The organism is Vibrio sp. DW001 (assembly GCF_029016285.1).
Taxonomy (GTDB): domain Bacteria; phylum Pseudomonadota; class Gammaproteobacteria; order Enterobacterales; family Vibrionaceae; genus Vibrio.
Genome location: NZ_CP091975.1, coordinates 3,229,485 through 3,255,067, shown reverse-complemented (window position 1 = coordinate 3,255,067; position 25,583 = coordinate 3,229,485). Strand labels below are relative to the sequence as shown.

21 protein-coding genes, 1 tRNA gene and 1 pseudogene are annotated in these 25,583 nt (G+C 42.3%); 11 read left to right on the top strand and 12 right to left on the bottom strand.

Annotated features, from left to right (window positions below; all coding sequences use genetic code 11):
- Positions 1-87: 87 nt before the first annotated feature.
- The 5 genes from L3V77_RS14860 to rpsU form a co-directional block, all read right to left on the bottom strand.
- A tRNA-Ile gene (locus L3V77_RS14860) sits at positions 88-163 on the bottom strand.
- Positions 164-305: 142 nt separating this feature from the next.
- On the bottom strand, positions 306-2,159 hold the full coding sequence (gene rpoD, locus L3V77_RS14855; RefSeq protein ID WP_275134820.1) for an RNA polymerase sigma factor RpoD: 1,854 nt from the start codon (positions 2,157-2,159) through the stop codon (positions 306-308).
- Between the two features lie 95 nt (positions 2,160-2,254).
- Positions 2,255-4,003: a DNA primase gene (gene dnaG, locus L3V77_RS14850; protein ID WP_275134819.1), complete on the bottom strand. Its 1,749-nt coding sequence runs from the start codon at positions 4,001-4,003 to the stop codon at positions 2,255-2,257.
- 98 nt (positions 4,004-4,101) lie between these two features.
- Complete coding sequence (locus L3V77_RS14845; RefSeq protein WP_195704349.1) at positions 4,102-4,545, bottom strand: GatB/YqeY domain-containing protein; 444 nt, start codon at positions 4,543-4,545, stop codon at positions 4,102-4,104.
- Between the two features lie 28 nt (positions 4,546-4,573).
- Positions 4,574-4,789 carry a 30S ribosomal protein S21 gene (rpsU, locus tag L3V77_RS14840; protein WP_004396009.1) on the bottom strand — a complete coding sequence of 72 codons (216 nt, stop codon included), beginning with the start codon at positions 4,787-4,789 and terminating at the stop codon, positions 4,574-4,576.
- Positions 4,790-4,985: 196 nt separating this feature from the next.
- Between rpsU and tsaD the strand changes: the two genes are divergently transcribed.
- Positions 4,986-6,008, top strand: a complete 1,023-nt coding sequence (tsaD, locus tag L3V77_RS14835; RefSeq protein ID WP_275134818.1) for a tRNA (adenosine(37)-N6)-threonylcarbamoyltransferase complex transferase subunit TsaD — start codon at positions 4,986-4,988, stop codon at positions 6,006-6,008.
- Between the two features lie 55 nt (positions 6,009-6,063).
- Here tsaD and plsY read toward each other — a convergent pair whose 3' ends face one another.
- Positions 6,064-6,654, bottom strand: a complete 591-nt coding sequence (gene plsY, locus L3V77_RS14830) for a glycerol-3-phosphate 1-O-acyltransferase PlsY (RefSeq protein WP_275134817.1) — start codon at positions 6,652-6,654, stop codon at positions 6,064-6,066.
- A gap of 362 nt (positions 6,655-7,016) precedes the next feature.
- Here plsY and folB point away from each other — a divergent pair, with 362 nt between their 5' ends.
- From folB to L3V77_RS14815, 3 genes are read left to right on the top strand one after another with little or no spacing between them, the layout of a single operon-like run.
- Positions 7,017-7,382 carry a dihydroneopterin aldolase gene (folB, locus tag L3V77_RS14825; protein WP_275134816.1) on the top strand — a complete coding sequence of 122 codons (366 nt, stop codon included), beginning with the start codon at positions 7,017-7,019 and terminating at the stop codon, positions 7,380-7,382.
- The gene (gene folK / locus L3V77_RS14820; RefSeq protein ID WP_275134815.1) at positions 7,382-7,864 is read left to right on the top strand and encodes a 2-amino-4-hydroxy-6-hydroxymethyldihydropteridine diphosphokinase; all 483 of its coding nucleotides are present in this window, start codon (positions 7,382-7,384) and stop codon (positions 7,862-7,864) included. The genes folB and folK overlap by 1 nt, the downstream gene beginning before the upstream one ends.
- A gap of 10 nt (positions 7,865-7,874) precedes the next feature.
- The gene (locus tag L3V77_RS14815) at positions 7,875-8,681 is read left to right on the top strand and encodes an undecaprenyl-diphosphate phosphatase (RefSeq protein ID WP_275134814.1); all 807 of its coding nucleotides are present in this window, start codon (positions 7,875-7,877) and stop codon (positions 8,679-8,681) included.
- A 113-nt stretch (positions 8,682-8,794) separates the two neighbouring features.
- On the opposite strand, the pseudogene L3V77_RS14810 reads toward L3V77_RS14815, so the two are convergent.
- Positions 8,795-10,030 (bottom strand): annotated as a pseudogene (locus tag L3V77_RS14810) (multifunctional CCA addition/repair protein); the annotation flags it as partial.
- Positions 10,031-10,136: 106 nt separating this feature from the next.
- Between L3V77_RS14810 and L3V77_RS14805 the strand changes: the two are divergent.
- A complete protein-coding gene (locus L3V77_RS14805) occupies positions 10,137-11,735 on the top strand; it encodes an ExeA family protein (RefSeq protein ID WP_275134813.1) in 1,599 nt (532 codons plus the stop codon).
- A 2-nt stretch (positions 11,736-11,737) separates the two neighbouring features.
- Positions 11,738-12,520 carry a general secretion pathway protein GspB gene (locus tag L3V77_RS14800; RefSeq protein ID WP_275134812.1) on the top strand — a complete coding sequence of 261 codons (783 nt, stop codon included), beginning with the start codon at positions 11,738-11,740 and terminating at the stop codon, positions 12,518-12,520.
- Positions 12,521-12,630: 110 nt separating this feature from the next.
- On the opposite strand, the gene L3V77_RS14795 is transcribed toward L3V77_RS14800, so the two are convergent.
- The 3 genes from L3V77_RS14795 to L3V77_RS14785 all read right to left on the bottom strand — a co-directional run bounded on the left by L3V77_RS14795 (position 12,631) and on the right by L3V77_RS14785 (position 15,467).
- The gene (locus L3V77_RS14795; protein WP_275134811.1) at positions 12,631-13,242 is read right to left on the bottom strand and encodes a TIGR04211 family SH3 domain-containing protein; all 612 of its coding nucleotides are present in this window, start codon (positions 13,240-13,242) and stop codon (positions 12,631-12,633) included.
- A 178-nt stretch (positions 13,243-13,420) separates the two neighbouring features.
- Complete coding sequence (locus tag L3V77_RS14790; RefSeq protein ID WP_275134810.1) at positions 13,421-14,680, bottom strand: inorganic phosphate transporter; 1,260 nt, start codon at positions 14,678-14,680, stop codon at positions 13,421-13,423.
- Between the two features lie 106 nt (positions 14,681-14,786).
- Positions 14,787-15,467, bottom strand: a complete 681-nt coding sequence (locus L3V77_RS14785) for a TIGR00153 family protein (RefSeq protein ID WP_195704338.1) — start codon at positions 15,465-15,467, stop codon at positions 14,787-14,789.
- 210 nt (positions 15,468-15,677) lie between these two features.
- On the opposite strand from L3V77_RS14785, the gene L3V77_RS14780 reads away from it, so the two are divergent.
- The gene (locus L3V77_RS14780) at positions 15,678-17,201 is read left to right on the top strand and encodes an inorganic triphosphatase (RefSeq protein WP_275134809.1); all 1,524 of its coding nucleotides are present in this window, start codon (positions 15,678-15,680) and stop codon (positions 17,199-17,201) included.
- Between the two features lie 217 nt (positions 17,202-17,418).
- Here the strand turns inward: L3V77_RS14780 and L3V77_RS14775 are convergent, their stop codons facing one another.
- A complete protein-coding gene (locus L3V77_RS14775; protein WP_275134808.1) occupies positions 17,419-18,210 on the bottom strand; it encodes a potassium channel family protein in 792 nt (263 codons plus the stop codon).
- Between the two features lie 116 nt (positions 18,211-18,326).
- On the opposite strand from L3V77_RS14775, the gene L3V77_RS14770 reads away from it, so the two are divergent.
- Both L3V77_RS14770 and glnE read left to right on the top strand, forming a co-directional pair.
- A complete protein-coding gene (locus tag L3V77_RS14770) occupies positions 18,327-19,925 on the top strand; it encodes a methyl-accepting chemotaxis protein (protein ID WP_275134807.1) in 1,599 nt (532 codons plus the stop codon).
- A gap of 138 nt (positions 19,926-20,063) precedes the next feature.
- Positions 20,064-22,910: a bifunctional [glutamate--ammonia ligase]-adenylyl-L-tyrosine phosphorylase/[glutamate--ammonia-ligase] adenylyltransferase gene (gene glnE, locus L3V77_RS14765; protein ID WP_275134806.1), complete on the top strand. Its 2,847-nt coding sequence runs from the start codon at positions 20,064-20,066 to the stop codon at positions 22,908-22,910.
- 57 nt (positions 22,911-22,967) lie between these two features.
- Here glnE and tolC read toward each other — a convergent pair whose 3' ends face one another.
- On the bottom strand, positions 22,968-24,281 hold the full coding sequence (gene tolC, locus L3V77_RS14760) for an outer membrane channel protein TolC (protein ID WP_275134805.1): 1,314 nt from the start codon (positions 24,279-24,281) through the stop codon (positions 22,968-22,970).
- A gap of 236 nt (positions 24,282-24,517) precedes the next feature.
- On the opposite strand from tolC, the gene nudF reads away from it, so the two are divergent.
- Positions 24,518-25,129, top strand: coding sequence for an ADP-ribose diphosphatase (gene nudF, locus L3V77_RS14755; RefSeq protein WP_275134804.1), 612 nt, complete (start codon positions 24,518-24,520; stop codon positions 25,127-25,129).
- Positions 25,117-25,554: a DUF1249 family protein gene (locus L3V77_RS14750; protein ID WP_195704331.1), complete on the top strand. Its 438-nt coding sequence runs from the start codon at positions 25,117-25,119 to the stop codon at positions 25,552-25,554. The genes nudF and L3V77_RS14750 overlap by 13 nt, the downstream gene beginning before the upstream one ends.
- Positions 25,555-25,583 lie beyond the last annotated feature (29 nt).

Genomic DNA, 25,583 nt, shown 5'->3' with positions numbered 1-25,583 from the left:
GATAAATTGCTATAAATAAAAATCTGCTATAAATAGAGATTAATAAAAAAGGCCTGAGAAGCAAAAACGCTCTCAGGCCTTTAAATTTGGTGGCCCCTCGCAGACTTGAACTGCGGACCGATCGATTATGAGTCGAGCGCTCTAACCACTGAGCTAAGGGGCCGAATTAGGTTGACGATTATAGGGGATGTAACCAATGCTGTCTAGATGCTTTATAGGGCATTTGCGCTTAGTTTTTATCCACTTAGACCGAAATTGATAAAAAAGATGAGCAACTGCTCACCTTTTCATCAGTTTCTGTCATTTTACTCGTCTAAGAAACTACGCAGAGTTTCTGAACGGCTAGGGTGACGAAGTTTACGTAACGCCTTTGCTTCGATCTGACGAATACGTTCACGCGTAACATCGAACTGCTTACCAACCTCTTCTAGGGTATGGTCAGTGTTCATGTCGATACCAAAGCGCATACGCAGTACTTTCGCTTCACGAGGAGTTAGGCCAGCTAGAACATCTTTCGTTGCTACTTTCAAGCTACCAGAAGTAGCTGAATCTAGCGGAAGTTCTAAAGTGGTATCCTCGATAAAGTCACCTAAGTGCGAATCTTCGTCGTCACCGATTGGTGTCTCCATAGAGATTGGCTCTTTAGCGATTTTCAGTACTTTGCGGATCTTGTCTTCTGGCATTTGCATGCGTTCTGCTAGCTCTTCCGGAAGCGGCTCACGACCCATCTCTTGCAACATTTGGCGAGAGATGCGGTTCAGTTTATTGATCGTTTCGATCATGTGAACCGGAATACGGATGGTACGAGCTTGGTCAGCAATAGAACGTGTAATCGCCTGACGAATCCACCATGTTGCGTAAGTAGAGAACTTATAACCACGGCGATATTCGAACTTATCTACCGCTTTCATTAGGCCAATGTTACCTTCTTGGATTAGGTCCAAGAATTGTAGGCCACGGTTAGTGTATTTCTTCGCGATAGAAATAACCAAACGTAAGTTCGCTTCAACCATCTCTTTCTTCGCTCGGCGTGCTTTCGCTTCACCAATTGACATACGACGGCTGATATCTTTTATAACTTGAACTGGCAGTGAAGTTTGTTTTTCGATAACTCGTAGTTTATATATGCTACGACGAATGTCTTCTTCATTGCGTTTTATCTTTTCCGCATAAGGTTTTTCTGAAGCAAGTACTTTATCTAGCCATGCGTCAGAAGATTCGTTACCGGTAAATGCTTGAACAAACGTCTTCTTAGGCATTTTTCCGTATTCAACACATTGGCGAATAATTAAACGCTCTTGTGTACGAACACGATCCATTGAAGTACGCAGTTCATTTACTAGGTAATCAAACTGTTTAGGGATCAGACGGAACTCTCTAAATACTTCAAGTAGCGCTTCTTTTGCGTTAGCTGTTATTTTGCTATCGCGGCCATGCTCATTGATGGCGAGTTGCATATCTTGATAAGTATTTCGAAGACCAGTGAATTTTTCTAAAGCAAGTTCAGGGTCAATACCCGTGTCTTCTTCTTCCTCGTCTTCATCATCGTCGCTTTTTTCGTCTTTTTCTTTGTCTGAATCTGCTAAGTTAGATCCAGTAAGTTCAGAGCCGATGTGAGTCGCGGTAGGAGCAGCAGAACCATCATCATTCGGGTCTACAAAACCAGAGATAATGTCTGTTAGGCGTAACTCTTCAGCCTGAACTTTATCAAATTGTTCAAGGATATAAGAGATAGTACCTGGGTACTCTGCTACAGAGCATTGAACTTGGTTAATACCATCTTCAATACGCTTAGCAATGTCAATTTCGCCTTCACGAGTTAACAGCTCTACTGTGCCCATTTCACGCATATACATACGAACTGGGTCGGTAGTGCGGCCAATTTCGCTTTCTACACTCGAGAGTGCAGCAGCGGCAGCTTCAGCAGCGTCTTCATCAGTGACGTTATTATCTTCATTGATGGACATTTCATCTGCGTCAGGTGCAGTTTCAACGACTTTAATACCCATGTCGTTGATCATTTGAATGATATCTTCTACCTGTTCAGAATCTACGATTTCTGCAGGTAGGTGATCATTTACTTCGGCGTACGTCAGATAGCCTTGTTCCTTACCCTTAATGACAAGTAACTTTAGCTGTGACTGCGGATTTTGATCCATAGACGATATCCAACTTGAGGTCTGTGTGATGGTGAAAGTATGCGAAATGCAAACCGCCAATTATAGCAAATATAATCTTTACTGGCTACTCTGGGTTACGCTCCTAAGATCAAATCTTGAAGCTCCCTTTTTTCTTCGGCTGATAAGCCGACACTTCTTGCTCTAGCCTGTAAAACTTCGATCTGTTTGTCGATACACTGGACTAAAATTTTATCCAGTGAATCCATGAATACATCATGTTCATTATCTTCATCTTTTCCCAGTGGGATATCCCAGCTGGCCAGACGCGACAACATTGTTTCATTTTTATGGTTACGCCAATGCTCTATTAGCTGACCAGTGGTTATATGGGGATTTGTTCGGCATTTATCAAGCACTTCTATCAATAAACCTAATCCTGGAACGGCTATTTCTCGAACACTTGTTAAATCCGGCGCATATTCAATATAGCTTGGATTTTGAACTAAGAGCGCAATAACTACGCGCATTGGTGTTTTTGCTATCTTTTGTGGTGCTTTTGTCTCATTTTTTACGGTTTTCTTTGTATTGAACTGGTGCTCTAAGAAAATTCCAGTCTTTTGTCCTAGGATTTTTAAAAGCTGAGCTTGTAGGTGTTCGTCAGGTATTTTTTCGATAAGTGGCACAGCAAGCGCAGAAAGTGCCGCTTTACCTTCATCACTACCGACTTGAACCTGATCGGTCAGGTTTTTAAACAAATATTCAGACAATGGTGTCGCATTCGTCACTTTCTCTTCAAATGCTTCTTTACCATGTGTTCGTATAAAGCTGTCTGGGTCATCCCCATCAGGTAAAAATAAGAACTTAAGAATGTTGCCACTCTTTAGATATCCGAGTGCATTTTCAAGTGCGCGCCATGCGGCCTCTTTACCTGCTCGGTCCCCGTCATAACAGCAGACGACCGTGTTGGTTTGTCTAAACAGTAGTTGTAGATGATCGCCCGTTGTTGATGTTCCCAATGATGCCACCGAGTAGTCAACACCATATTGCGCTAACGCGACAACATCCATATAGCCTTCTACAACCAGAATTTGTGTTGGCTCTCTGTAGGCTTGCAGTACTTCATAAAGGCCGTAAAGCTCTTTACCTTTATGAAAAATAGGCGTTTCAGGCGAGTTTAGGTATTTCGGTGTTCCGTCGCCGATGACTCGACCGCCAAAGCCAATAACGCGTCCTCGTCTATCGTGGATAGGAAACATAACGCGGCCACGAAAGCGATCATAACGGTTACCTTTATCGTTTTCGATAAGCATGCCACCAGTTACTAGCATGTCTTGTGTTAACTTTTGCTGACCAAAGTTTTTGCGTACAGCGTCCCACTCATCGGCTACAAACCCAATACCGAATTTTTGTACGATTTCCCCAGAAAGACCTCGGTCCTTAAGGTAGTCGATAGCGTGCTTGTTCGACGAGACCTTGAGTTGTGAGCGATAAAACTGAGCGATGCTCCCCATCAAATCGTAGAGGTCGCGCTTTTCTTGCGAATTGGCACGAGGAGTATTGCTAAATTGTTCGCCACTTCTCTGTTCCCTTGGAACTTCTAGGCCTAAGCCAGAGGCAATTTCATCTATCGCTTCAACAAAGTCTAACCGGTCAAACTCCATGACAAAGTCGATGGAATTACCATGTACACCACAACCGAAGCAGTGATAGAACTGTTTTTCTTGGCTTACGGAGAAAGAGGGGGTTTTTTCATTGTGAAAAGGGCAGCAAGCACCGTAGTTTTTGCCTTTCTTTTTAAGTTTTACGCGGGAATCGACAATATCAACGATATCCACTCTAGCAAGTAGATCATCTATAAAGTGTCGTGGGATATGTCCTGCCATAAAACCTTACTGTTTATAAATTTAGTACAATGACGTGCAGATACAAACAAGCCGTGCATTCTAGAAGAATAACACGGCTTGTTAAATTGATTTGGGATTTAAGCCAATTTAGAACGAACTAAACCGCTTACTTTACCCATGTCTGCTCGCCCTTGAATTTGCGGCTTAAGTACACCCATTACTTTACCCATGTCTTGCATGCCCGCAGCACCAGATTCGGCAATAGCACTTTCAACAAGTGCTGATACTTCTTCTTCTGACAACGGTTGAGGCATGAAATCCCCAAGTACAATAATTTCTGCTTTCTCAGCATCAGCTAAGTCTTGACGACCTGCTGCTTCAAATTGCGATACAGAATCGCGACGTTGTTTAACCATCTTAGTCATTATTACTACGATATCGTCGTCGGTCAGAGTGATCCGCTCGTCAACTTCACGTTGTTTAATTGCTGATAAGGCTAAACGAATAGTGCCAAGGCGTAATTTATCCTTGGCTTTCATCGCAATTTTCTGCTCTTCTTTGAGTTGTTCAATAAGAGCCATAACTAGATTCCTTTTTGGGACTCAGTTATTAGTACAGACGTACGCGACGAGCGTTTTCGCGAGCTAGCTTCTTAGCATGACGCTTTTGAGCTGCTGCTTTAGCGCGTTTGCGAACTGTAGTAGGTTTTTCATAATGCTCACGACGACGCACTTCTGAAAGAATACCTGCTTTTTCGCAAGAGCGTTTGAAACGACGTAATGCAACGTCGAACGGTTCGTTTTCACGTACTTTAACTATTGGCATATGCCTTTCACCTCAGGGGTTATTCGTTAATACTGATTCTTTGGACTCAAATCTTAGTCGATTGGTCACTAATCAGTTAGATCAAAAATGGTGCGGAATTTTAATCCGATCACTGCCCCTTTGTAAAGTATTATCGTGGTCAAATTTTCTTAGATTAGGTAATATTGCATCAATTTCCGATTTCTATGAGAAAAACATGCGTATTTTAGGTATTGAAACCTCCTGTGATGAAACAGGCGTCGCTATTTATGATGACGAGAAAGGATTACTTTCACATCAATTATATAGCCAAGTAAAGCTGCATGCCGATTATGGCGGTGTAGTACCAGAGTTAGCCTCAAGAGACCATGTAAAGAAAACAATTCCTCTAATTAAAGAGGCGATGAAAGAAGCCAACTTATCTGAGAAAGATATCGATGGTATTGCCTATACTGCCGGACCGGGTCTGGTTGGCGCTATTTTAGTTGGTGCGACCATTGGCCGCAGTCTCGCTTATGCGTGGGATGTGCCAGCGATTCCTGTACACCATATGGAAGGTCACCTTCTTGCTCCTATGTTAGAAGAGACACCACCACCATTCCCATTCATTGCTCTGCTGGTCTCTGGTGGTCACACTATGATTGTGGAAGTGAAAGCCATTGGTGATTATCAAATATTGGGTGAATCGATAGATGATGCTGCGGGAGAAGCTTTTGATAAAACGGCTAAATTGATGGGGTTGGATTATCCAGGTGGACCACTTCTCTCTCGTTTGGCGGAAAAAGGCACTCAGGGTCGCTTTAAATTCCCTAGACCGATGACGAATCGCCCCGGTTTGGATATGAGTTTTTCTGGCTTGAAGACTTTTGCAGCTAACACCATCGCGGCGAATGACAGTGATGACCAAACCCGAGCAGATATTGCTTACGCATTTCAAGAAGCGGTCTGTGCAACCTTAGTGATTAAATGTAAACGAGCATTAGAGCAAACGGGAATGAAGCGCATCGTGATTGCTGGAGGAGTCAGCGCTAACAAACAGTTAAGAGCGGATTTAGAAGGTTTAGCTAAAAAAATAGGCGGGGAAGTTTACTACCCAAGAACTGAATTTTGTACCGATAATGGAGCGATGATTGCTTATGCTGGTATGCAGAGGCTAAAAAACAATGAATCCTCAGATTTATCGGTTAAAGCTCAACCTCGTTGGCCAATTGATCAACTATCACCTATCAAGTCGTATTAGTTTTCGCTTCGTTAGCGCACATTAGCCTGTTTGAAAAAGAATCGATTTCAAAGATTTAAGACGCAGAGCCAATCTTTGGCTCTGTACCATCAATAAGGCGGCGGATGTTATCGTAGTGTCGGAGCAATATCAGACAACATAGCATCGCAACAGGAAGCGTATAGAGTGGTTTAAATATCCAAGCATAGAAGGGGGCTAGCAACGCGGTGATAATGGCCGCAAGGGATGAATACCTTGTTATAATCGCAGCGACCAGCCATGTAACACCTAATAACCCCGTTAATCCCCAGCCTATCGGTGCTATGGCACCAATTGCAGTAGCAACACCTTTGCCGCCTCTAAAATGGAAAAAGATAGGATAGATGTGGCCTAAACATGCTGCAATGCCTATTAGACCAAGATACAGAGGTTCAACAGTGAGATAATAACTCATCCAGACTGGAATGGTGCCCTTTAACATATCAAGTAGCAATACCGTTATTGCGGCTGGTTTTCCGCCAATTCTTAATACATTGGTTGCGCCGGGGTTCTTTGAACCATTTTCTCTTGGGTCGGGTAATTTAAGCAGTCGACAAATCAACACCGCACTAGATATGGATCCTAGCAGATAGGCAAAGATGATCATTCCAAGCGCTAATGGTGTCATAGGTGTCCTTAATAGCTAAACGTGAGAATCGAACTGGTATTTTCTTCTTTCGAGCATCTAGTATAGCTCGTTTGAAAATAATACTTTGTTTTTGCTCTCTTTGGTATCCGACCTCTTGACAAGTTGTCATGTTTGTTCAATTTTGCGAACGAAACGGTGTGGGAAGTGAGTGAACTAAAGTACAGGAAAATGGCGTAAATAAAGGTTCCATGCTTCGCTACGTACTTTTAGTCATGTAAACTATTTGCATCTGAACTATTTCGTAGCGTAATGGCACCTGTGAGATACGACCAATCGGTGACCAGAATTATTGTAATGTAAGGCACGTCGGTGATTTGCCTTACTATCTTAAAGGATAGAAAATGTCAGTTGATAAAGTGTTTATTGAAAAACTTGAAGTCATCACCACGATTGGCGTGTATGACTGGGAACAAGAGATCAAACAGAAACTGGTCCTTGATATTGAAATGGCTCATGATAATAAACCGGCAGGAAAAAGTGATGATGTTGAAGACGCATTGGATTATGCCAAGGTAAGCAAAGCGGTAATCGAACATATAGAGAATGGTCAGTTTTTGTTGGTTGAGCGTGTTGCAGAAGAGATAGCCGAATTAATTATGACTCAGTTTAATGTACCTTGGATTCACATTCGTTTGACCAAACCCGGTGCCATTCCTCAAGCCGCAGGTGTAGGTGTAGTGATTGAAAGAGGCAGTAGAAACACCTGATGACAATAGTTTATGTTGGCGTTGGTACTAACGTAGAGAGAATAAGGCACACTCATGCTGCGATTAATGAACTTTTTTTGTTGGATAATCAAAGAAAGGTCTCGCCCATTTATGAATGTGCGCCTGTCGGTTTTGATAGCAGTTCGTTCTATAATTTTGTTGTAGAGCTTTCTACGCATAAAAAATTGACGGATTTTTCACACGAACTTCGTAAAATAGAGCTAAAGTGGGGCCGTCCTGAAGACGCTAAAAAGTGTCAAGATAGAAACCTAGATCTCGATATCTTACTGTTTGGTGATGAAATCTCACCACACTCTCCGACGGTACCCCGAGACGATATTTTTAAATATCCATTTGTCATTCAGCCTCTGTTCGATCTTGTACCTGAATTGGTTATCCCTAATGACGGAAGAAGAGTGAAAGAGATTTGGCAGATAATGGATCACCTAGAATCCCTAACGAAAGTGGATTTTGTTTATTAATGGAATTGTAATGACGTATTTTGAAGCATTTATACTTGCCTTGGTTCAAGGTTTTACCGAGTTTCTCCCTATATCTAGTTCTGCTCACCTAATTTTACCGTCTGCAATATTTGGTTGGGATGATCAAGGTTTAGCGTTTGATGTTGCCGTGCATGTAGGCACTCTTGCCGCGGTGATGATCTATTTTAGAAATGAAGTCATGATCCTTTTAACTGCTTTAATTGGATCGATATTCAAGGGTGAACGCTCGAAAGAGAGTAAATTAGCTTGGATGCTGATACTTGCGACTATTCCAGCCTGTATTTTGGGTTTCTTTATCAAAGATATTATTGAGTTGTATTTAAGAAGTCCTTGGATTATCGCGACAACAACCGTGGTTTTTGCGTTGTTGCTATGGTGGGTTGATAACAATGCGCGATTGAAAGATGACGAATATCAGGCTGACGGTAAAAAGTCATTGATGATTGGTATTGCGCAAGCCTTAGCTCTTATCCCCGGAACATCACGATCTGGTGCGACGATTACGGCGGCACTTTATTTGGGTTTTACTCGTGAAGCCGCTGCGCGTTTTTCTTTCTTGATGTCTATCCCCATCATTATGCTCGCAGGTGGATATTTAGGACTTAAGTTAGTAACAAGCGCGGAGCCAGTGCATTTTGGCTATTTAATGACTGGAATAATGACCTCGTTTATCAGCGCGTACATCTGTATTTTCTTCTTCTTGAAGCTTATCTCCAAGATGGGGATGTTGCCGTTTGTTATCTATAGATTGATACTTGGTTTTGGTCTGTTTGGGTTCTTGATTTTTGGTTCTTAGTTCAATTATCTTTGGTGCTAATTCTAATTACGTCCGGACGTCCCCACGAAAGTGGGGATCGAAGACATCCGACGATAATACAGAAATAAGCTCTTGCGATGAGGGATTACCTATCACTCGCGTTGTCGAGAAAACGCAATCGCTTCTATTCGTCTCTTGTCGAGTTCCTCACGGATATGTTGCCCTTCAAAGCCATCTTTAATGACATTTTGTACATCAACGGATAATGCGCTTTTATAAGCATCTTCAAAGATCGACCGTTGTGGGTACGGTAAGTCTTCGTGATCTTTCCTTCCTCTGTGATCGGCAGCGCATGCGAGCAATACTAGGTTGAGTTTGTCTGGTTTACGCCAAACATCTAGTTTATTCAGTATCTTTAAGAAAGTGGCAGGCTTAAGTTCATTTGCTCTATGTACATTGGAATGCTGGGCGCAAACAGCAAGGGCGATCTCTTTGTATTCGTTAGGCACTTTTACCCGATGGCATAGCGCCTTAATGATGGCTAGCCCTGTGTGAGCATGCATTTTGTGGCTAGGCCACTCAGATTCTGGTGTTACCCCTTTGCCAAGGTCGTGGACTTGAGCGGCAAAGCGAACAACAGTAGAACTCGTGAGCAGAGCGGCTTGTTTTACCACCATGAGCGTGTGGACACCTGTGTCTATCTCCGGATGCCATTTTTCTGGTTGAGGGACACCAAATAGCTGGTCAATCTCAGGAATGATAACCTTAAGCGCTCCGCATTCTTTTAGCACGGAGAGAAAAATATCAGGTCGCTCAGTTTTTAATGATTTATGCCATTCTTGCCATACTCTTTCAGGCGTAAGATGCTTTAGCTCATCTGAATCAACCATACTTTTCATGAGTTGTATGGTTTCAGGCGCAATGGTAAAACCTAAAGGCGCGAGTTTTGCTGCAAATCGGGCGACACGTAGCACTCGCAATGGATCTTCGATGAATGCGTCGGATACATGACGAAGAATACGAGAATTGAGATCATCCTGACCACCGTATGGGTCAATGATGACACCGAACTCATCTTGTGCGATTGCATTGATGGTAAGATCCCGTCGGGTAAGATCTTCTTCTAATGATACATCAGGAGAAAAGTGGCATTGAAAACCTGTATATCCATGACCTGATTTGCGCTCTGTCCGTGCTAATGCGTACTCTTCTTTAGTTTTAGGGTGCAGGTAAACAGGAAAGTCTTTACCTACGGCCTGAAAGCCAAGAGAGAGCATCTGCTCCACGGTAGAACCGACGACAACCCAGTCGTTATCGTAATTGGGAATGTCGAGTAGTTTGTCACGCACGGCTCCGCCAACAAGATAGGTTTGCAAACAAGGCTCCTTGGTAAAAACGTTTAGTCAGGCTTTACATTCTATCAGCCAGTGGTACTTTGCATAAAACATTTTGTCTATTTAACGCGAACGAATTATTACGAAAAGAGATTAGTGAATGTATAAGGATTATTTTGGATTTATTGAAGCACCATTTTCGATAGTTCCAAGTTCAAGATACTTGTTTCTGAGCTCTCGTCATCGAGAGGCAATGGTGCATCTTCAAGCAGGCCTTGGTGATGGCGGTGGATTTGCGATGCTGACCGGAGAGGTAGGGACGGGCAAAACAACCGTATCTAAAGCGATGTTAGCGTCTCTAAATGATGACGTAAAAGCAGGGTTAATTCTTAATCCAACCTTCTCAGAGACCGATCTTTTAGAAGCGATATGCGATGAGTTCAATGTTCAGTACCCCGAGAAAGCCACGCTTAAGCAGTTAACCAAAGGTATCCACCAGTACTTACTGGAAAATTATGCGAATGGGGTTCAATCGTTACTGTTGATCGATGAGGCGCAACATCTTTCATCCCAAGTTTTAGAGCAGCTACGTCTATTGACGAATCTAGAAACCGACAGCCAAAAGCTTCTTAAGGTGCTATTAATTGGTCAACCTGAATTGCAAGTTAAGCTGCAAACTGTTGAGCTTCGACAGCTATCTCAACGTATAACGGGTCGTTATCATTTGTTGCCGTTATCCGATAAAGAGGTGTTCCAATACATCGAATTTCGTCTACACATAGCAGGAAGTCAACATTCATTATTTAGTGCTAAGGCATCAAAGGTTATTGCCAAGCACACCCAGGGTGTCCCTCGCTTGATTAATTTAGTGTGCGATAAAGCACTGCTGTATGCTTTTTATAGTGGTGAAAAAGAGGTGACCGCAGAACAAGCTGAAAAAGCTTGTCAGGACGTGATGTCATTTCAAGCACCAATGGCCCCCACTATTAAGGCCAGCACAACCAACGCGTTCCCTACAATGTTTAGCGCCGCCATGTTGGCGGTTATTCTGGTCGGTTTGGTGTTTAAATTTAATCAACCGATAGAATCCCTCATTCAATCCTATTTTCCACCTATTCCTATTGTGGAATCTAGCCTTGAAAAACAACAGAGTATTGATGACGAATTACGTGTATTTATCCAAAAAAGTCAAAATCAAATCGATGTAATGCAAACGCTGTATCGTTTGTGGGGAGTGAAAGCGTCGGTATTGGATGCCAATTGCTCATCAGAAAGTACACCATTTCATTGCGAAAGTCGTTACGGAAATTTGCTGAACATCATGCAAGAAAATAGACCTGTTGTGCTTACTTTACAGAGTGAGGTTGGGACTTTTTATGCAGTGTTGTATAAGGTGTCTCAAGACAAAATTGAGCTACTAAATGGTAAGCAACGTGTCGTGCTAGCCGCAGATTGGTTGGGTTCTAACTGGAACGGTGAATATCAAACTCTATGGTACAGTGAGATTGTTCAAGTACTGAAGCGAAATAGTGTAGGTGAAGATGTCCGGACACTGGACGCGATGTTATCCAAAGTATTAGGTGAAGAAAATATGGGTAGCCAGATCTTTGACGTGAAATTAGAAAATAGAGTTAAAGCATTCCAAACGTGGCAAGGGCTCACGGCGGATGGAGTAGTAGGAAAAAATACGTTGAAACTACTTGACCGAATGACAACCGAGTTTTCACCTAAGATTATCTTGACAGAAGAGGGCTCATAATTGTGTCTGAATTAATGAAATCTCTGGCACAGTCAGAGCAAGGCTATAAAGCGATTCATACACCGCCACCTGTCACAGCACATCAATTTAGCCAACCAAAAAGAAAAAATAACGTGGTGTTGATCATCTCTTTAATACTGCTGCCACCTATCGCCTCTATCGCCTATATTGGCTATGACGCCAAACAATCGTGGCAGCGACAAACTGAGCAGGCGATGGTGGCGCTTGAAGAACAACAAGAGCGGCAACGCTTACCTAAAACACCACGAGTGACATTTCTTGCTTACCCAGAGTTCGCAGAGCTTAGGACCATCGAACCATCGCTAGAGCTCCAAGAGAGTGAAACTAAGTTGGTGGGATATACAAGCAATGAAGCGAAGCATTCAAACAATAATGTAATGCCGGCAAGTGATGACTTTCAATTAGAGTCTCTTGACCTTAGTGGGCTCTCTTCGGAACTTGCAGAGCGAGTACAAGACGCGTTAAATGGCGATGTATCTTCTCAATCACCATCGTCCAACGACTCACCTAACGATGTCGAGAAAATTGAATTGGTTGACTATGAATATGTGTTTGAGGGGAAACTACCCGCCATGAATTTACAAACACATATGTATGCCGGCAATGTGCAACATCGTTGGGTGAAGATTAATGGTGTAGAGCTGTATGAAGGGGATTGGATAAGTGATGCAGTGCAATTACTGACGATTACCCCAAGATATATCACCGTCGGTTTTGATGGCGATGTGATTGAGATTCCAGCGCTCTATGAATGGCGAGGTTGATTGTTCGACAGAAATATCATGCTACTCTGGGAAATAGAAAAAGGTCGCGATTATTGCGACCTTTTTAGGTTATTTAATCGCGATGAGCTAATCGCGACATACCGTAGGAATTAAGCCCAACCGTTTGGCGCTTTTTTACGTCTAGGAACGATATGCGGAAGAACGAGTCCGAACAATAAGCCAATACCCGCTACACCACCGCCATACATGAAGTATTTAAGCAGTAGGTCTTCTTTTTGTGTATCTAGTTTAGCGCGTAGTTCTCGAATTTCTGTTTGAGAGCTCGTCAATTGCTGGCTAATGTCACTGTGATTCTGCTCTAGCTCAGCGATCTGTTTGTTACGTAAATCAAGAGATTGAACTAAGCCTGATTTTGCTTCATCTGAGTTTTTACGAGCATTAGCAAGCTGTTCTTTAACCGAGGATAATTCTGCTTCGAGCTTAGGTAAACGTTCTGCCATGCTTGCTTGGCGAGTTACAAAACGGCTTTCTACCCAACCTTTTCGACCCTTAGAGTCAATAACCTGACTGTATTTAGCCTTGGTATTCACGTCGACAAGGTTCACTTTGTCACCAGCATCGACACTGCCGATGATACGAAATTCATTACCCGGACCAGCATGCATATAAGTGAATAGACTATCTGCGATGTACCTCGGTGCTGCAAATGCACTTGGTATTGAGAAGCAAACAAATAAAACAACATAAACCAATTTTTTCACAGTGTGTTCCTTACGAATTTATGGCGATAAAATCGGTACCATATTTCGTTCTAATCATTATTCGAATTTTCCAGTGGGAGAATAGTAAGAATTTTATGCTGTTCATGCAACTAAGAAGGCACGTATAAACGTGCCTTTTTTCACTTTTGAATCAAATATGACATTGCTCTAACATTGATTAGATAAATATCGCTTCCAAAATATAGAAAAATATCACAGCTAAAATAGCACCAGCAGGTAGGGTAATAACCCAAGAGATAACGATATTCCTAACAACGCCAAGGTTTAATGCCGCAATACCACGGGCAAAACCGACGCCTAACACGGCACCAACCAATGTTTGCGTGGTTGAGATAGGTAAACCGGTACCGGATGCTAAAACCACTGTACAAGCGGTTGCAAGTTGAGCTGCGAACCCGCGACTCGGTGTTAATTCTGTTATGCCGGTTCCAACTGTCGCCATTACTTTATGACCCATGGTGGCTAGGCCGACCACAATACCAATACCACCAAGCGGTAATATCCACCATGCGATAGTGCTTTTAGATGATATTTCACCCATGTTTTCAATCGTTGCCGCGATAGCAGAAAGAGGGCCAATGGCATTCGCAACATCGTTTGAACCATGAGCAAATGCCATAGCACATGCTGTGATAACCATTAAGGTGCTAAAGATTTTTTCGACACCAGCAAAGCTGTGGTCATCTTTACTTGCTTCGAATTTCTTGCCAATGTAGATGTAACCACCGATCATTACGCAAGCCGAAACAGCAATTGCCCAACCCCAAGCTTCAAAACCAGTTAGGTGTAAGCCTATATGTTTTAGCCCTTTTTTGATCGTAACTAAGGCGATAACTAGAGTGGTTATGAACATATAAACAGGAACGAAACGTTTGGCATTGATAAGCGGTGTGGCAGTATCAAAGATGAGTCGTTGTGCAGTGACAAAGATATAGTAAGCAATAATACCTGAAATTAGAGGGGTGACTATCCAACTCCCCACAATGCCTTGAACCGATTTCCAATCTACAGCTTCTGAACCAACAGAAACAAGAGCAAAACCGATAATGGCACCTATAATGGAATGTGTCGTGGATACTGGCCACCCTCGAAAAGAGGCCAATAAAAGCCAAGTACCAGCCGCTAATAGTGCTGACATCATACCGAAGACAAGAATCTCTGGTTGGCTTTCAAACAAAGAGGTATCGATTACCCCTTTACGAATGGTATCTGTAACTTCACCACCCGCTAGGTAAGCACCGGCAAATTCGAAAATCATTGCGATAACAATCGCTTGTTTTACCGTTAGGGCTTTAGAACCAACAGACGTTCCCATAGCATTGGCGACATCATTTGCCCCAATACCAATAGCCATTAAAAAACCAAATAGTGCAGCGATGATAAGAAGGATAGTGCCATAATTAGCGAGGGTATCCATTGTCATACCTTAATTTAAGAAACCCAGGTTATGCGCAGCGCACATTACTTTGATGCCGATTAATCGGCACAATGATTGAACCTGAATTTACAAAGTGATTGAAAAATTATGAACGAGAGAGCATCAGTTCTAAACGAGTACCTACTCGTTCAGCCTGATCGGCGATTTCGCCAACCCATTCAAGAATTTTGTACAAAAACATAACGTCAATCGGGTTATAGTCATTTTCAATGGCCATTAATTGCTGACGTAATTTAATTTGCAATATATCGGTGTCGTCTTCTATCAAATCCAATTGATGAATCATCTCAGCCACTAAACTTACTTCACGGCCTTTAAATCCAGTTTCTATTAACTCATCAAATTCTTGTACGACCCTATACGCAAGATGTGCTGAATCAATACAGCGCTTAACGTAGGCAATAAAGTTATCGTTGATAGCATCAGGTATGTTCAGTCTGCGTCCTATAACACGGCCTGAAATATCTTTGGCGAGGTTAGCGAGTTTGTCTTGTTGAGTTATGAGATCCAACATGTCTGTACGGTCGACAGGCATAAACAATCCGCTTGGTAGTTTTAAGCGAATTTCACGCTTCAAAACATCGGCTTCTTTCTCTAGTTCAGAAATGCGTGCTCGAATTTCTTCCGCTTTTTCCCAATCGCCTTGATGGCAAGTTTCAAAAAACGGTATAAGTTGAGAACAGCATTCATCTACAACCGCTACGTGTTTTTGTAGAGGTTTTATTGGGGATTTGGCGAACAGCCCCATGATTGTATTTACTGGCATAGTGATCAAACCTAAAAAAATAGAACCTACATAAACCATATACCAAAAAAAAGTAATTGGTTGCCTAGGGCTATAAAGTCGCGCATGGTAACCTAATAAATTGACCAATAAAACTGATTTAGATCATCTATTCGGCTAAATTTCGATCTTGCGGTAGGCAAAAATAGGCAATATCCTGTGTAGGACTACTTTTAAAGGTATAAATAGCAAATGGAAACCGAGATAGAACTGAAGTTTTTTGTACGACCGGATTTTTCGGAAAAATTACGAAGAAAAATTGCGGAGGTTAAAACGCTTCAGAACAGTTGTAGAGAACTAGGTAACATCTATTTTGATACTCAAGACAACTGGCTGCGTGAGCATGATATAGGCTTACGTATTCGACGGTTTGATGAGGTTTATGTTCAGACTGTAAAAACATCTGGACGAGTGGTAGCTGGATTACATCAACGACCCGAATATAACGCTGAACATAGTAGTAACTCTCCTGACCTAACACTCCACCCGAAAGATATATGGCCGCCAGGTAAAGACTTTTCCGAATTACAACACGATATCCTCCCTATATTTTCAACCAATTTCACCCGAGAACAATGGTTGGTAAGCATGGCTGACGGTAGTCAAATTGAAGTGGCATTCGATCAAGGTGTTGTGGTCGCTGGGGACAAAGAATCACCGATTTGTGAGGTGGAACTCGAACTTAAGTCAGGACAAGCGGACTCACTTTTCACTTTGGCAAGAAGTTTAAGTGAAGAGGGTGGTATGCGCTTAGGCAATTTAAGCAAAGCGGCAAGGGGTTATCGACTCGCTCAAGGCTATGAGGGAGACGAGGTGAAGCCACTCGCTTTGGTTGAGACTAGAACAGAGGACAGTGTTGAAGTGTGTTTCGTGAACTCACTTGAACATGCTTTATCTCATTGGCATTTTCACGAACAGATATATTTTGAACACCCTTCGAATCAAGTACTTGCACAAATTAGCAATTCGATCTCGTTTATCAGACAAATCTTAACGGTGTATGGTGGTATTGTTCCTCGAAGAGCAAGCGCATTATTGCGTCAAGAGTTGAAATGGTTAGATGAAGAGCTTAGTTGGTTAAAAACGGCCGATTATATTGATGACCTTTGTGAAGATAAAGGCCATGCTCTTCGAAAACTTGACGCAAGAAAGCTACTGGTGAATAAACTTATCAAGAGTAAAGAAGAGCTACCGACACAAGACGACATGATTACCTTATTTACATCGGCTCGATATACAGGGTTGCTTCTTGACTTAAGTCGTTGGTTAATGGGAAGAGGTTGGCACCCATTTTTAGATGAAAAAGCAAAAGAGAAAATGGCAAATCCAGTTAAGCGCTTTTCTCAATACCAACTTGATCGAACATGGGCTGAGTTGATCGAAGCCTTTCCTCCTCATACAGCGCTCACACGTGATGAATATATAGAACAACGCTATGGGCTTATGAGGAACCTTTATACTGGTATCTGTTTTGCGTCGGTGTACGATATTGACCAACGCAATAATTTCCGTATGCCTTGGGACGATCTTCTCCACGGGATTGACGATCTACTTACGTTAAGGCCACTCGAAGAGCTCATTAACCACAAAGAGCTTGATGAAGAAGACAGAGGTCAACTGGAAAGATGGCTTGCGAGACAAGAGGCTTCCATTTTACATGCAATGGAGCAAACCCGAGCAATGAGTGTAGAGGTTCAACCTTATTGGAGTAGTTAAAAGATCATAAGATAATATTCCTCTATTAGCTAAAAGGTGGCCGACGAATGTTGTCCACCTTTTTCGTTATACCTGACTCCGTTTATGATCAACGTTAATGTCATTCCGCCGACGGCTCAAGACATCCCTGTACGTTCAGCAATGAGCCTCCCTACCCATTGATGTCGGTTCCATGATCGCTACATTGCTGTTCAGTTAATTTTTCGGATTGGTATGGCTATTCCTCTGAATTTAACTTGTTGTCAATCGACTGCTCCAATAGATCAATTCTTTCCACTAGGATTTGTTGGTTTGAGATGAGCTTTTCTAATAATTGATTGTTTTCAGCTAATTGATGATTTTTAAGTGATTGGTCTTGTAGGTTATTAAATTTAGGCGTGGCGAGTAGCGATGTGATTAAACCTGAAATCATACCAAATATGCCTACACCGCAAATTAAGATTATTGACGCAACAATTTTGCCTATATCTGTTGTCGGATAGTGATCGCCATAACCCACCGTTGAGACGGTCACCATGGCCCACCATAATGCATCCCCAGCATTATTTATGTTTGCATCTGGTTGTCCCCCTTCGGCTGCGAGAATCGCGGTAGACCCAATTGTAAGTAGAAAAACCAGTAGCAATAAGATAGAAGCAAGTGTCGCTTCTTTTCTATTTTTATTTATTTGCTGAAAGATATGTTTTCCCGATTGAATAACCCTGATTACCCTTAATATCTGGAATATTCGGCCGTAACGAAGAGGCTCTATTAACGGTATGCTTGCGAGATAATCTATCCAGTGTTCCTTCAAATAAACGAGTCGATTTTTAGAACGAAAGAGATCGATTGTGAGCTGTAACAAAAAGAGACTACAGATTACGCTATCGATGCCGATAAGTAAGGAATAGGTATCTGGCGAAGGTTTAAAGAATATCAGTCCAGAGATCACAAATAAGGATAAAAAGGATAGTACCAGTGACATTAAGCTCATTGGTTTGACGTCATTTTTGATATGATGTTTTTTCATTCGAGGCTCAAATTAATTATAAAGATGCTCAGTGTCGTCATAATAAATGGAAGAGAAACTACATTTATTATTTAACTAACGAGTTAAGTAGTACCAGAATACGTGGAGAATTAGGAATGGCAAGTATCACAATTAAACCATGGGAAAGGGTGATAACCGATATACGGTTAGTTCCCAAACTGTGTATGCTGATGGTTTTTAGCACGGTTTTAATTATTTCTAAGCAATTATGGGATGCTCGAACATTCTACGACTCCTCTACTTCTATTCAGGTAGAACAGATTGCAATTGAAGCGAATTCTGAAGCAAGCCTTATTGATATTATCTTATCCAACAATTCGGATACGCAAGCGGCTGAATCGGCGATTAAGGCGATGTCAAATCGCAGCAGTAAAAAACATTTTACTTATGTTTTAGATAGGGATAGCGGCAAGGTTATTGGCCATCCTGATTTCTCTTCTCTAAATTCGATGACGTCGACCACGAATGATGGGAATGCGGTAAAGCAACTGCTCTCTCAATTATCTAAAAGCCAAGATATTGAATTAATGGGTGGGGAAAGGTTTGAACATGCGATTAAACTGTCCAATGCCAATTGGGTTGTTGTGGTATCACAAAGTTCAGATGTGTCACAAAAGCATTATGATGCCTATATAAAACAGGTTATCTGGCAAACATTGATCATGATTATTGTTTTTGTCGGCATATTACTTGGCGCGGCCAATGTAATGTTGCGTCAAACGACTTATATTGCAGAAGCAATTAAAGGTATGGCAGGAAAAGACCTTTTAACGCCAATTGAATTAGATTGTAAAGATGAATATGGCGATTTAGCGAGAGAGCTTGAAAAAACCAGAGTGCAGCTTCAAGATGTCATAAAAGCTCAGGTTGAAACGTCTCAAGAGCTGTCTAGCATGACCGAAGTGATGACCATCAGCATGTCAGAAACAAAGGATTCATCACAAGAGGAGTTTGGTGAAATAGACCAACTCGCGACGGCAATGAATGAAATGAGTGCAACGGTTCAAACGGTTGCAGAACATGCGCAGAGTGCCTCTTCAGTAACGGAAAAAGCGTTGGTTCAAGCTCAAACTGGTCAGCAGTTTGTCCTCGATAGCGTCAGTAAAATGAGAGAGTTATCAAAAGATATCAGCCAGTCAGCAGAAGCAGTGAATCAAGTTGAAGTCAGAGTTGACTCAATAAGCAGTGTGGTAGGTACGATTCAAAACATCTCTGAACAGACTAATTTGCTGGCGCTAAATGCGGCGATAGAAGCAGCTAGAGCAGGTGACGCAGGTCGTGGTTTTGCGGTAGTTGCAGACGAGGTACGTAACCTTGCACAGAGCACGCAAAAGGCGACAGTTGAAATACAAGAGATGATCACTCAGCTACAAAATAGTGCAAGTTCCGCCGTTAATATGATGGAAAAGAGTGTTGTTGAAGCGGCAGATGGCGCTGAATTAGTAAGAAGTGCCGGAGATGAGCTTAGTGGTATCGTTGATCAAGTCACTAGCATTAACGATATGAACGTACATATTGCGACAGCAGCAGGTCAACAGAGCAGTGTTGCAGACGAAATGAACCAAAACCTAACAAATGTTAGAGGATTGGTTGAAGCCTCGGTCGTGGTGGTTTCTGAACTATTGGAAATGTCGGAAGAGATGCAAGGTAATGCAGAAGAATTGGACGGAAAAATCAAATCCTTCCAAATATAGTTACCTCAGAGATCACGTAACTTACGTATATAAGGCCTGCTCAGTTTTAGCAGGTCTTTTTTATTGCTAGAGTATAGTGAATCTGAACCGTTCAGGTTAGGGTCTCAATAAAAACATGGAAATGAACAAGGATGTCAGATGCAACTGCCCGATAGCTTTCTTTTGGATTATCAATCCGCCTATTCTCAACTTAATGATGACTCTCAAAGACGTATAGAGGCATGGTCAAAGCCCCTTAAAGTCGAACTAAAGCGTGTCTTATTGCTCAGTAAGTTTGTTTCTGAATCTCTTGCTCAAGACGATGAATTGGTGCGAACGCTACCTGAAATGTTATCTGGAAATGAACGGTGTCATACCTATCGGGAACGGTTGACTACGCTGCTAGATAGCTGCAACGATGAGAATGCTGGGCTTAAGGTATTGCGCCAATTTAGACGAAGAGAGATGGTCTACATTGCGTGGCGAGATTTTACCAATAGCTGGAGCCTTGACCAAAGTCTCGGTCATCTATCTATGTTGGCTGAAGCGATGATTTTTGAGACCTATCGCTGGCAATATCAGCTCTGTAGCGCGGAATGGGGAACGCCCTGCAACGCGGATGACGAACCTCAACCTATGCTGATAATCGGCATGGGTAAGCTTGGTGGTGGTGAACTGAATTTCTCATCGGATATCGATCTTATTTTCACTTATCCTGAAAACGGAGAGACACAAGGGGTACGCAGAAGTATCGCCAACGCCCAGTTTTTTACTCGGCTCGGCCAGCGGATCATTAAAGCATTAGATCAACAAACCTTTGACGGCTTCTGTTATCGAGTCGATATGCGGTTACGACCATTTGGTGAAAGTGGCCCTTTAGTGATGAGCTATGCTGCCATCGAAGATTATTACCAAGAGCAGGGACGAGATTGGGAACGTTATGCCATGATAAAAGCCCGGGTCATGGGAAGCGAAATGTACCCGGAATATCAAGAGTTGCGACAGATGCTAAGGCCTTTTGTATTCAGACGCTATATCGATTTTAGTGCCATACAATCGCTTCGACGAATGAAGTCAATGATATCCAGCGAAGTCAGGCGCAGAGGCTTAGCGAATAATATTAAATTGGGCGCCGGTGGTATACGTGAAATTGAGTTTATCGCACAAGTATTTCAATTGGTTCGTGGTGGTAGAGAGCCCAGCTTAAGAGGGCGTGGGTTATTAGAAACCTTAACGGCAATTAAGAGACTTAATCTGTTAGATGTGGCGGAAGTTGCTCAACTAGAAGCTTCGTATCGTTTTTTGCGAAAGCAAGAGAACCTGCTACAAGCGATGGCAGACAAGCAAACTCAAACCTTGCCTGAGAACGAATCTGATCAATTGAAATTAGCATGGGCCATGGGCAAAGAAACCTGGCAAGAACTATTGCAAGAGACGCAGACTCATATGCAATCCGTTCATCGTATATTTGAGTTATTAATTGGTGATGAGGAAGAAGAAAGTACCGCGGTGAAAAAACACTTCTCTGAGCTTTGGGATATGGCACATAACGAAGAAGTGATTGAGCACGTTCTAGCACAAGATCTTTCAAGAGAGAACCCACTGAAAGAAGGCCAAGTGATCATCCAATTTAAGAATGATTTAGCAAAAAAAACGCTTGGACCAAGAGGTCGAGAAGTCTTAAATAAGTTGATGCCTAAGGTCTTTCAATCCATATTTGCGCATAAAGATGTCGAATTTGGCCTGTCTAGGGTTCTGCATATTTTGCATAAGATTGTGACTCGTACAACCTATCTAGAGCTTCTTGATGAGCACCCTGCCGCTCTTACCCAACTAGTACGCCTTTGTACGGCAAGTCCTATGATCTCGGAGCAACTCAGTCGATACCCTATCCTGCTCGATGAACTATTAGACCCAAACCAACTGTATAATCCAGTACCGTTAGAATCTTATAGGACGGAGTTACGAGATTACTTAGCTCGTATTCCAGAAGACGACATGGAGCAGCAGATGGAAGCGCTGCGACAGTTTAAGCAGATTTGCAGCCTAAGAATTGCCGCTGCCGACATTGCCGATGTACTGCCGGTGATGAAAGTAAGTGATCATTTGACTTCCCTTGCTGAAGCCATCGTAGAAGCAGTTATTAACCAAGCATGGTTACAACTATCTGAAAAATATGGAGAACCTACCCATCTAAAAGAAAGAGAGGGCAAAGGCTTTGCTGTTGTCGGTTATGGGAAAGTGGGTGGCTGGGAGTTAGGATATAACTCCGATCTCGATATCGTTTTTATGCATGACTGCCCTGTAAATGTTTATACAGACGGCAAGAAAGAGATTGACGGAAGGCAATTTTATTTACGATTGGCTCAGAGAATCGTCCATATCTTTTCGACTCGAACGGCTTCCGGAATTTTGTATGAAGTGGATACTCGTTTGAGACCTTCTGGCGCATCTGGGCTTTTGGCTAGCCCCACTGACGCATTCGAAGAGTATCAACAAACAGAGGCATGGACTTGGGAACATCAGGCGCTTGTCCGAACACGGCTGATCTATGGGGACAAACCTTTAGCACTTGCTTTCAATGAGATACGACATAACGTGCTCTCTAATGAAAGAAATAAGGCAAAGCTAAAGCAAGATGTTGCAGAGATGCGAGTGAAGATGCGAGGGCACTTAGGTGGAAAGAAAGCGGGACGATTTATGCTTAAACAAGATAAAGGGGGGATCACCGATATCGAATTTCTCGCTCAGTATTTGGTTCTCTCTTACAGCAACGAATACCCTACGTTAACTCGTTGGTCTGATAATGTAAGAATTTTCGAGTCATTAGCAAGCCAAGGTATTATTGAAGAGCAAGAAGCGTTAGCACTGAACAGAGCCTATACAACCCTTAGAGATGAAATTCACCACAGAAATTTACTTAACCAAGATGCAGATGTGGATGAGAGCCGCTTCATTGAAGAGCGTGACTGCGTAAGACAACAATGGGACAAATGGTTTGTTTAAATAAAAAAGAGGTTGGCATGACCAACCTCTTTTATGTCATTTAACCACCAAATAGCTTTATTTTTTAGCGACTTCTGGTGCTTTAAGACCGGTATTGATGTCTAGGATCTCTTGTTCACTCAGTGTACCAGTAGCATCACGTAAATTTAGAACGCTGATGATGTAGTTATATCGAGCATCAGACAAGTTACGGTTTGCATCATAAAGACGACGAGTAGAATCTAATACATCAACAATGGTACGTGTACCTACATCGAATCCAGCCTCTGTCGCTTCTAGGGCGGATTTAGCCGACACTACCGATTGCTCATATGCACGGATAGTCCCAATTGTTGCATTGATATTGTTGTTTGAACTACGAACGGTAGTGACGATGCTGCGATACGTCGCTTCCAAATCTTCACTTGCGGCTACATAGTTAAACTCAGCCTGTTTAACCTGAGATGTAATGTCACCACCGGTGTAAAGAGGTACAGAAAGATTCAGGCCAACATTGAAAGTATTGGCATCATAATCAAAAGTGCTTTCGCTTTTATCTGTATATCCATAGCCACCATCTAATGTTAATGATGGGAGGTGACCAGAGCTGGCCAATGAGATGGAATCACGGGCGATATCTTGCGATATTCTTGCGGTTAATAGCGTCAAGTTTTTAGTCTGTGCTAGTTCCATAAGTTGCTGAGCTGACTCTTGGGTTTCACTAGCCGAGAACGTTTTGGTGTCGAGAACCTTAAGATCGGTGTGCTCACGACCTGTTATTTCACGAAGTGCTTCATAGCTATTAACAAGGTCATTTTCGCTGACGACTTCGTTTGCTAGCACAGTATCATATTCTGCTTGAGCGTCATGGACGTCAGTAATAGCAGATAGTCCAACTTCGAAACGTTGCTTCGTTTGCTCTAATTGTCTTGCGACCGCTGCTTTTTCGGCGCGAACAAACTCTAGGCTATCTTGAGCTCGAAGTACTTCAAAGTACGCTGTAGAGACACGTAGAATTAAGTTTTGTTGTTGAGCCGCATAGGCAGCATCCGCTTGTCTGGCCGATTTTTCTGCCGTATCGAGAGTGATCCAGCTTGAGCGTTGATAAAGCTCTTGCGAAAAATTAATACCCGCAGCCAATATGTTATTTTCAGCACCGTCGTAGTCACTACGTGCAATATCGTAGCTAGCAGTCAAATTGATTTGAGGCAAAAGGGTAGCACGACTCGAAGTGATTGCTTCAAATGCAGCATCACGTTGGGCCGCTGAGCGTCGCAGTGTCGGGTCGTTGTCTTTTGCTAAATTATAGATTTCAGCAAGATCATCAGCAAGAGCGATGGTAGAAGTAGTACCTAGCGCAGCACTGATAAATAAAGGAAGCAGCTTTTTCATTTTGTTTGTTCCTGCCTTAATTAAGGATCGATTCTTCAAGAGTTTAACCTATGTTGAAGGTATTTTGTTCTAATCTTTATGCTTTTTTACAACTTATTACACGCTCGTGCAATAAAATTCTGACAAATTCAAAAACTATTTAAACTTTACTAAAAAAGTTGAGTCATATCATTGGCACTAAAGTTACTCTATGATTAAATAACTGTGCATAATGAATTTATGGAACCGACTACTCTATGAAGCCACAATTTACTTCTAAAGATGTAAAAATCATTTCTAAAGAAACCTTATTTCAAGGTTTTTTTCAAATGGTTAAGTATACATTTAAGCACAAGTTGTTTGATGGTGGTTGGAGTCAGCCCGTTGAACGCGAATTATTTGAGCGCGGTCATGCTGCTGCTATGTTGCCTTATGATCCTATTAGAGATGAAGTTGTACTCATTGAACAGATTCGAGTCGGTGCATTGGAGCATGAAAGCCCATGGCAATTAGAAATTGTTGCTGGGATAATGGATGCAGATGAAGAGACAGAAGAACTTGTTCGTCGCGAAGCGATGGAGGAGGCAGGGTTAGAGGTGAAAAATATTGCCTCGGTTGCCAGCTATTACCCTTCCGCTGGTGGATGCTCGGAAAAGCTGGATGTATTTGTCGGTCAGGTAAGTTCTCTGGGAGCTGGAGGTGTATATGGTCTTGAATACGAGAATGAAGATATCCGGGCATTGGTCATGAACCGAAGTGATGCCTATGCATTAATAGCCGAAGGCAAAATTGAAAATGGTGCCTCGATCGTTGCCTTACAGTGGCTAGAACTTAATCACGAGAAACTTAGAACCGAATGGCTACCGTAATTTCAGGGAAACCTTATCACGTAGACTTAGCTGGGTTGATGAGAGTTTACGAAACAAATTATGCTAAGTTGAACGCTCTGTTGCCAAATCAACCGAGTGTCGGTGATGTGCGATCCTATCAAGTAGCTCAGATGATCTACCAGTTAGAAGTCATTGAATTAACCAAGTACACTACCTTGATTGATGTTAGCCAGTGTGATCAACAACCCATTTTTCCATTGCCGAAGATGACAGTGAGGCTATATCACGATGCTAGAGTTGCGGAAGTGTGTGCAAGTGAACAGATTTCTAGAGTGCAAGCTCGTTATGATTACCCAAATTTAAAAATGATGCAAAAAGATGAGAAGTTTCAGTTAAATCAATTTTTAAGTGACTGGCTATCTTTTTGTTTAAAACATGGCATAAGCCGCGTTCCTCTTTTTTAGTGTCAAGTTTGTCGCGGTTTTGCACACGA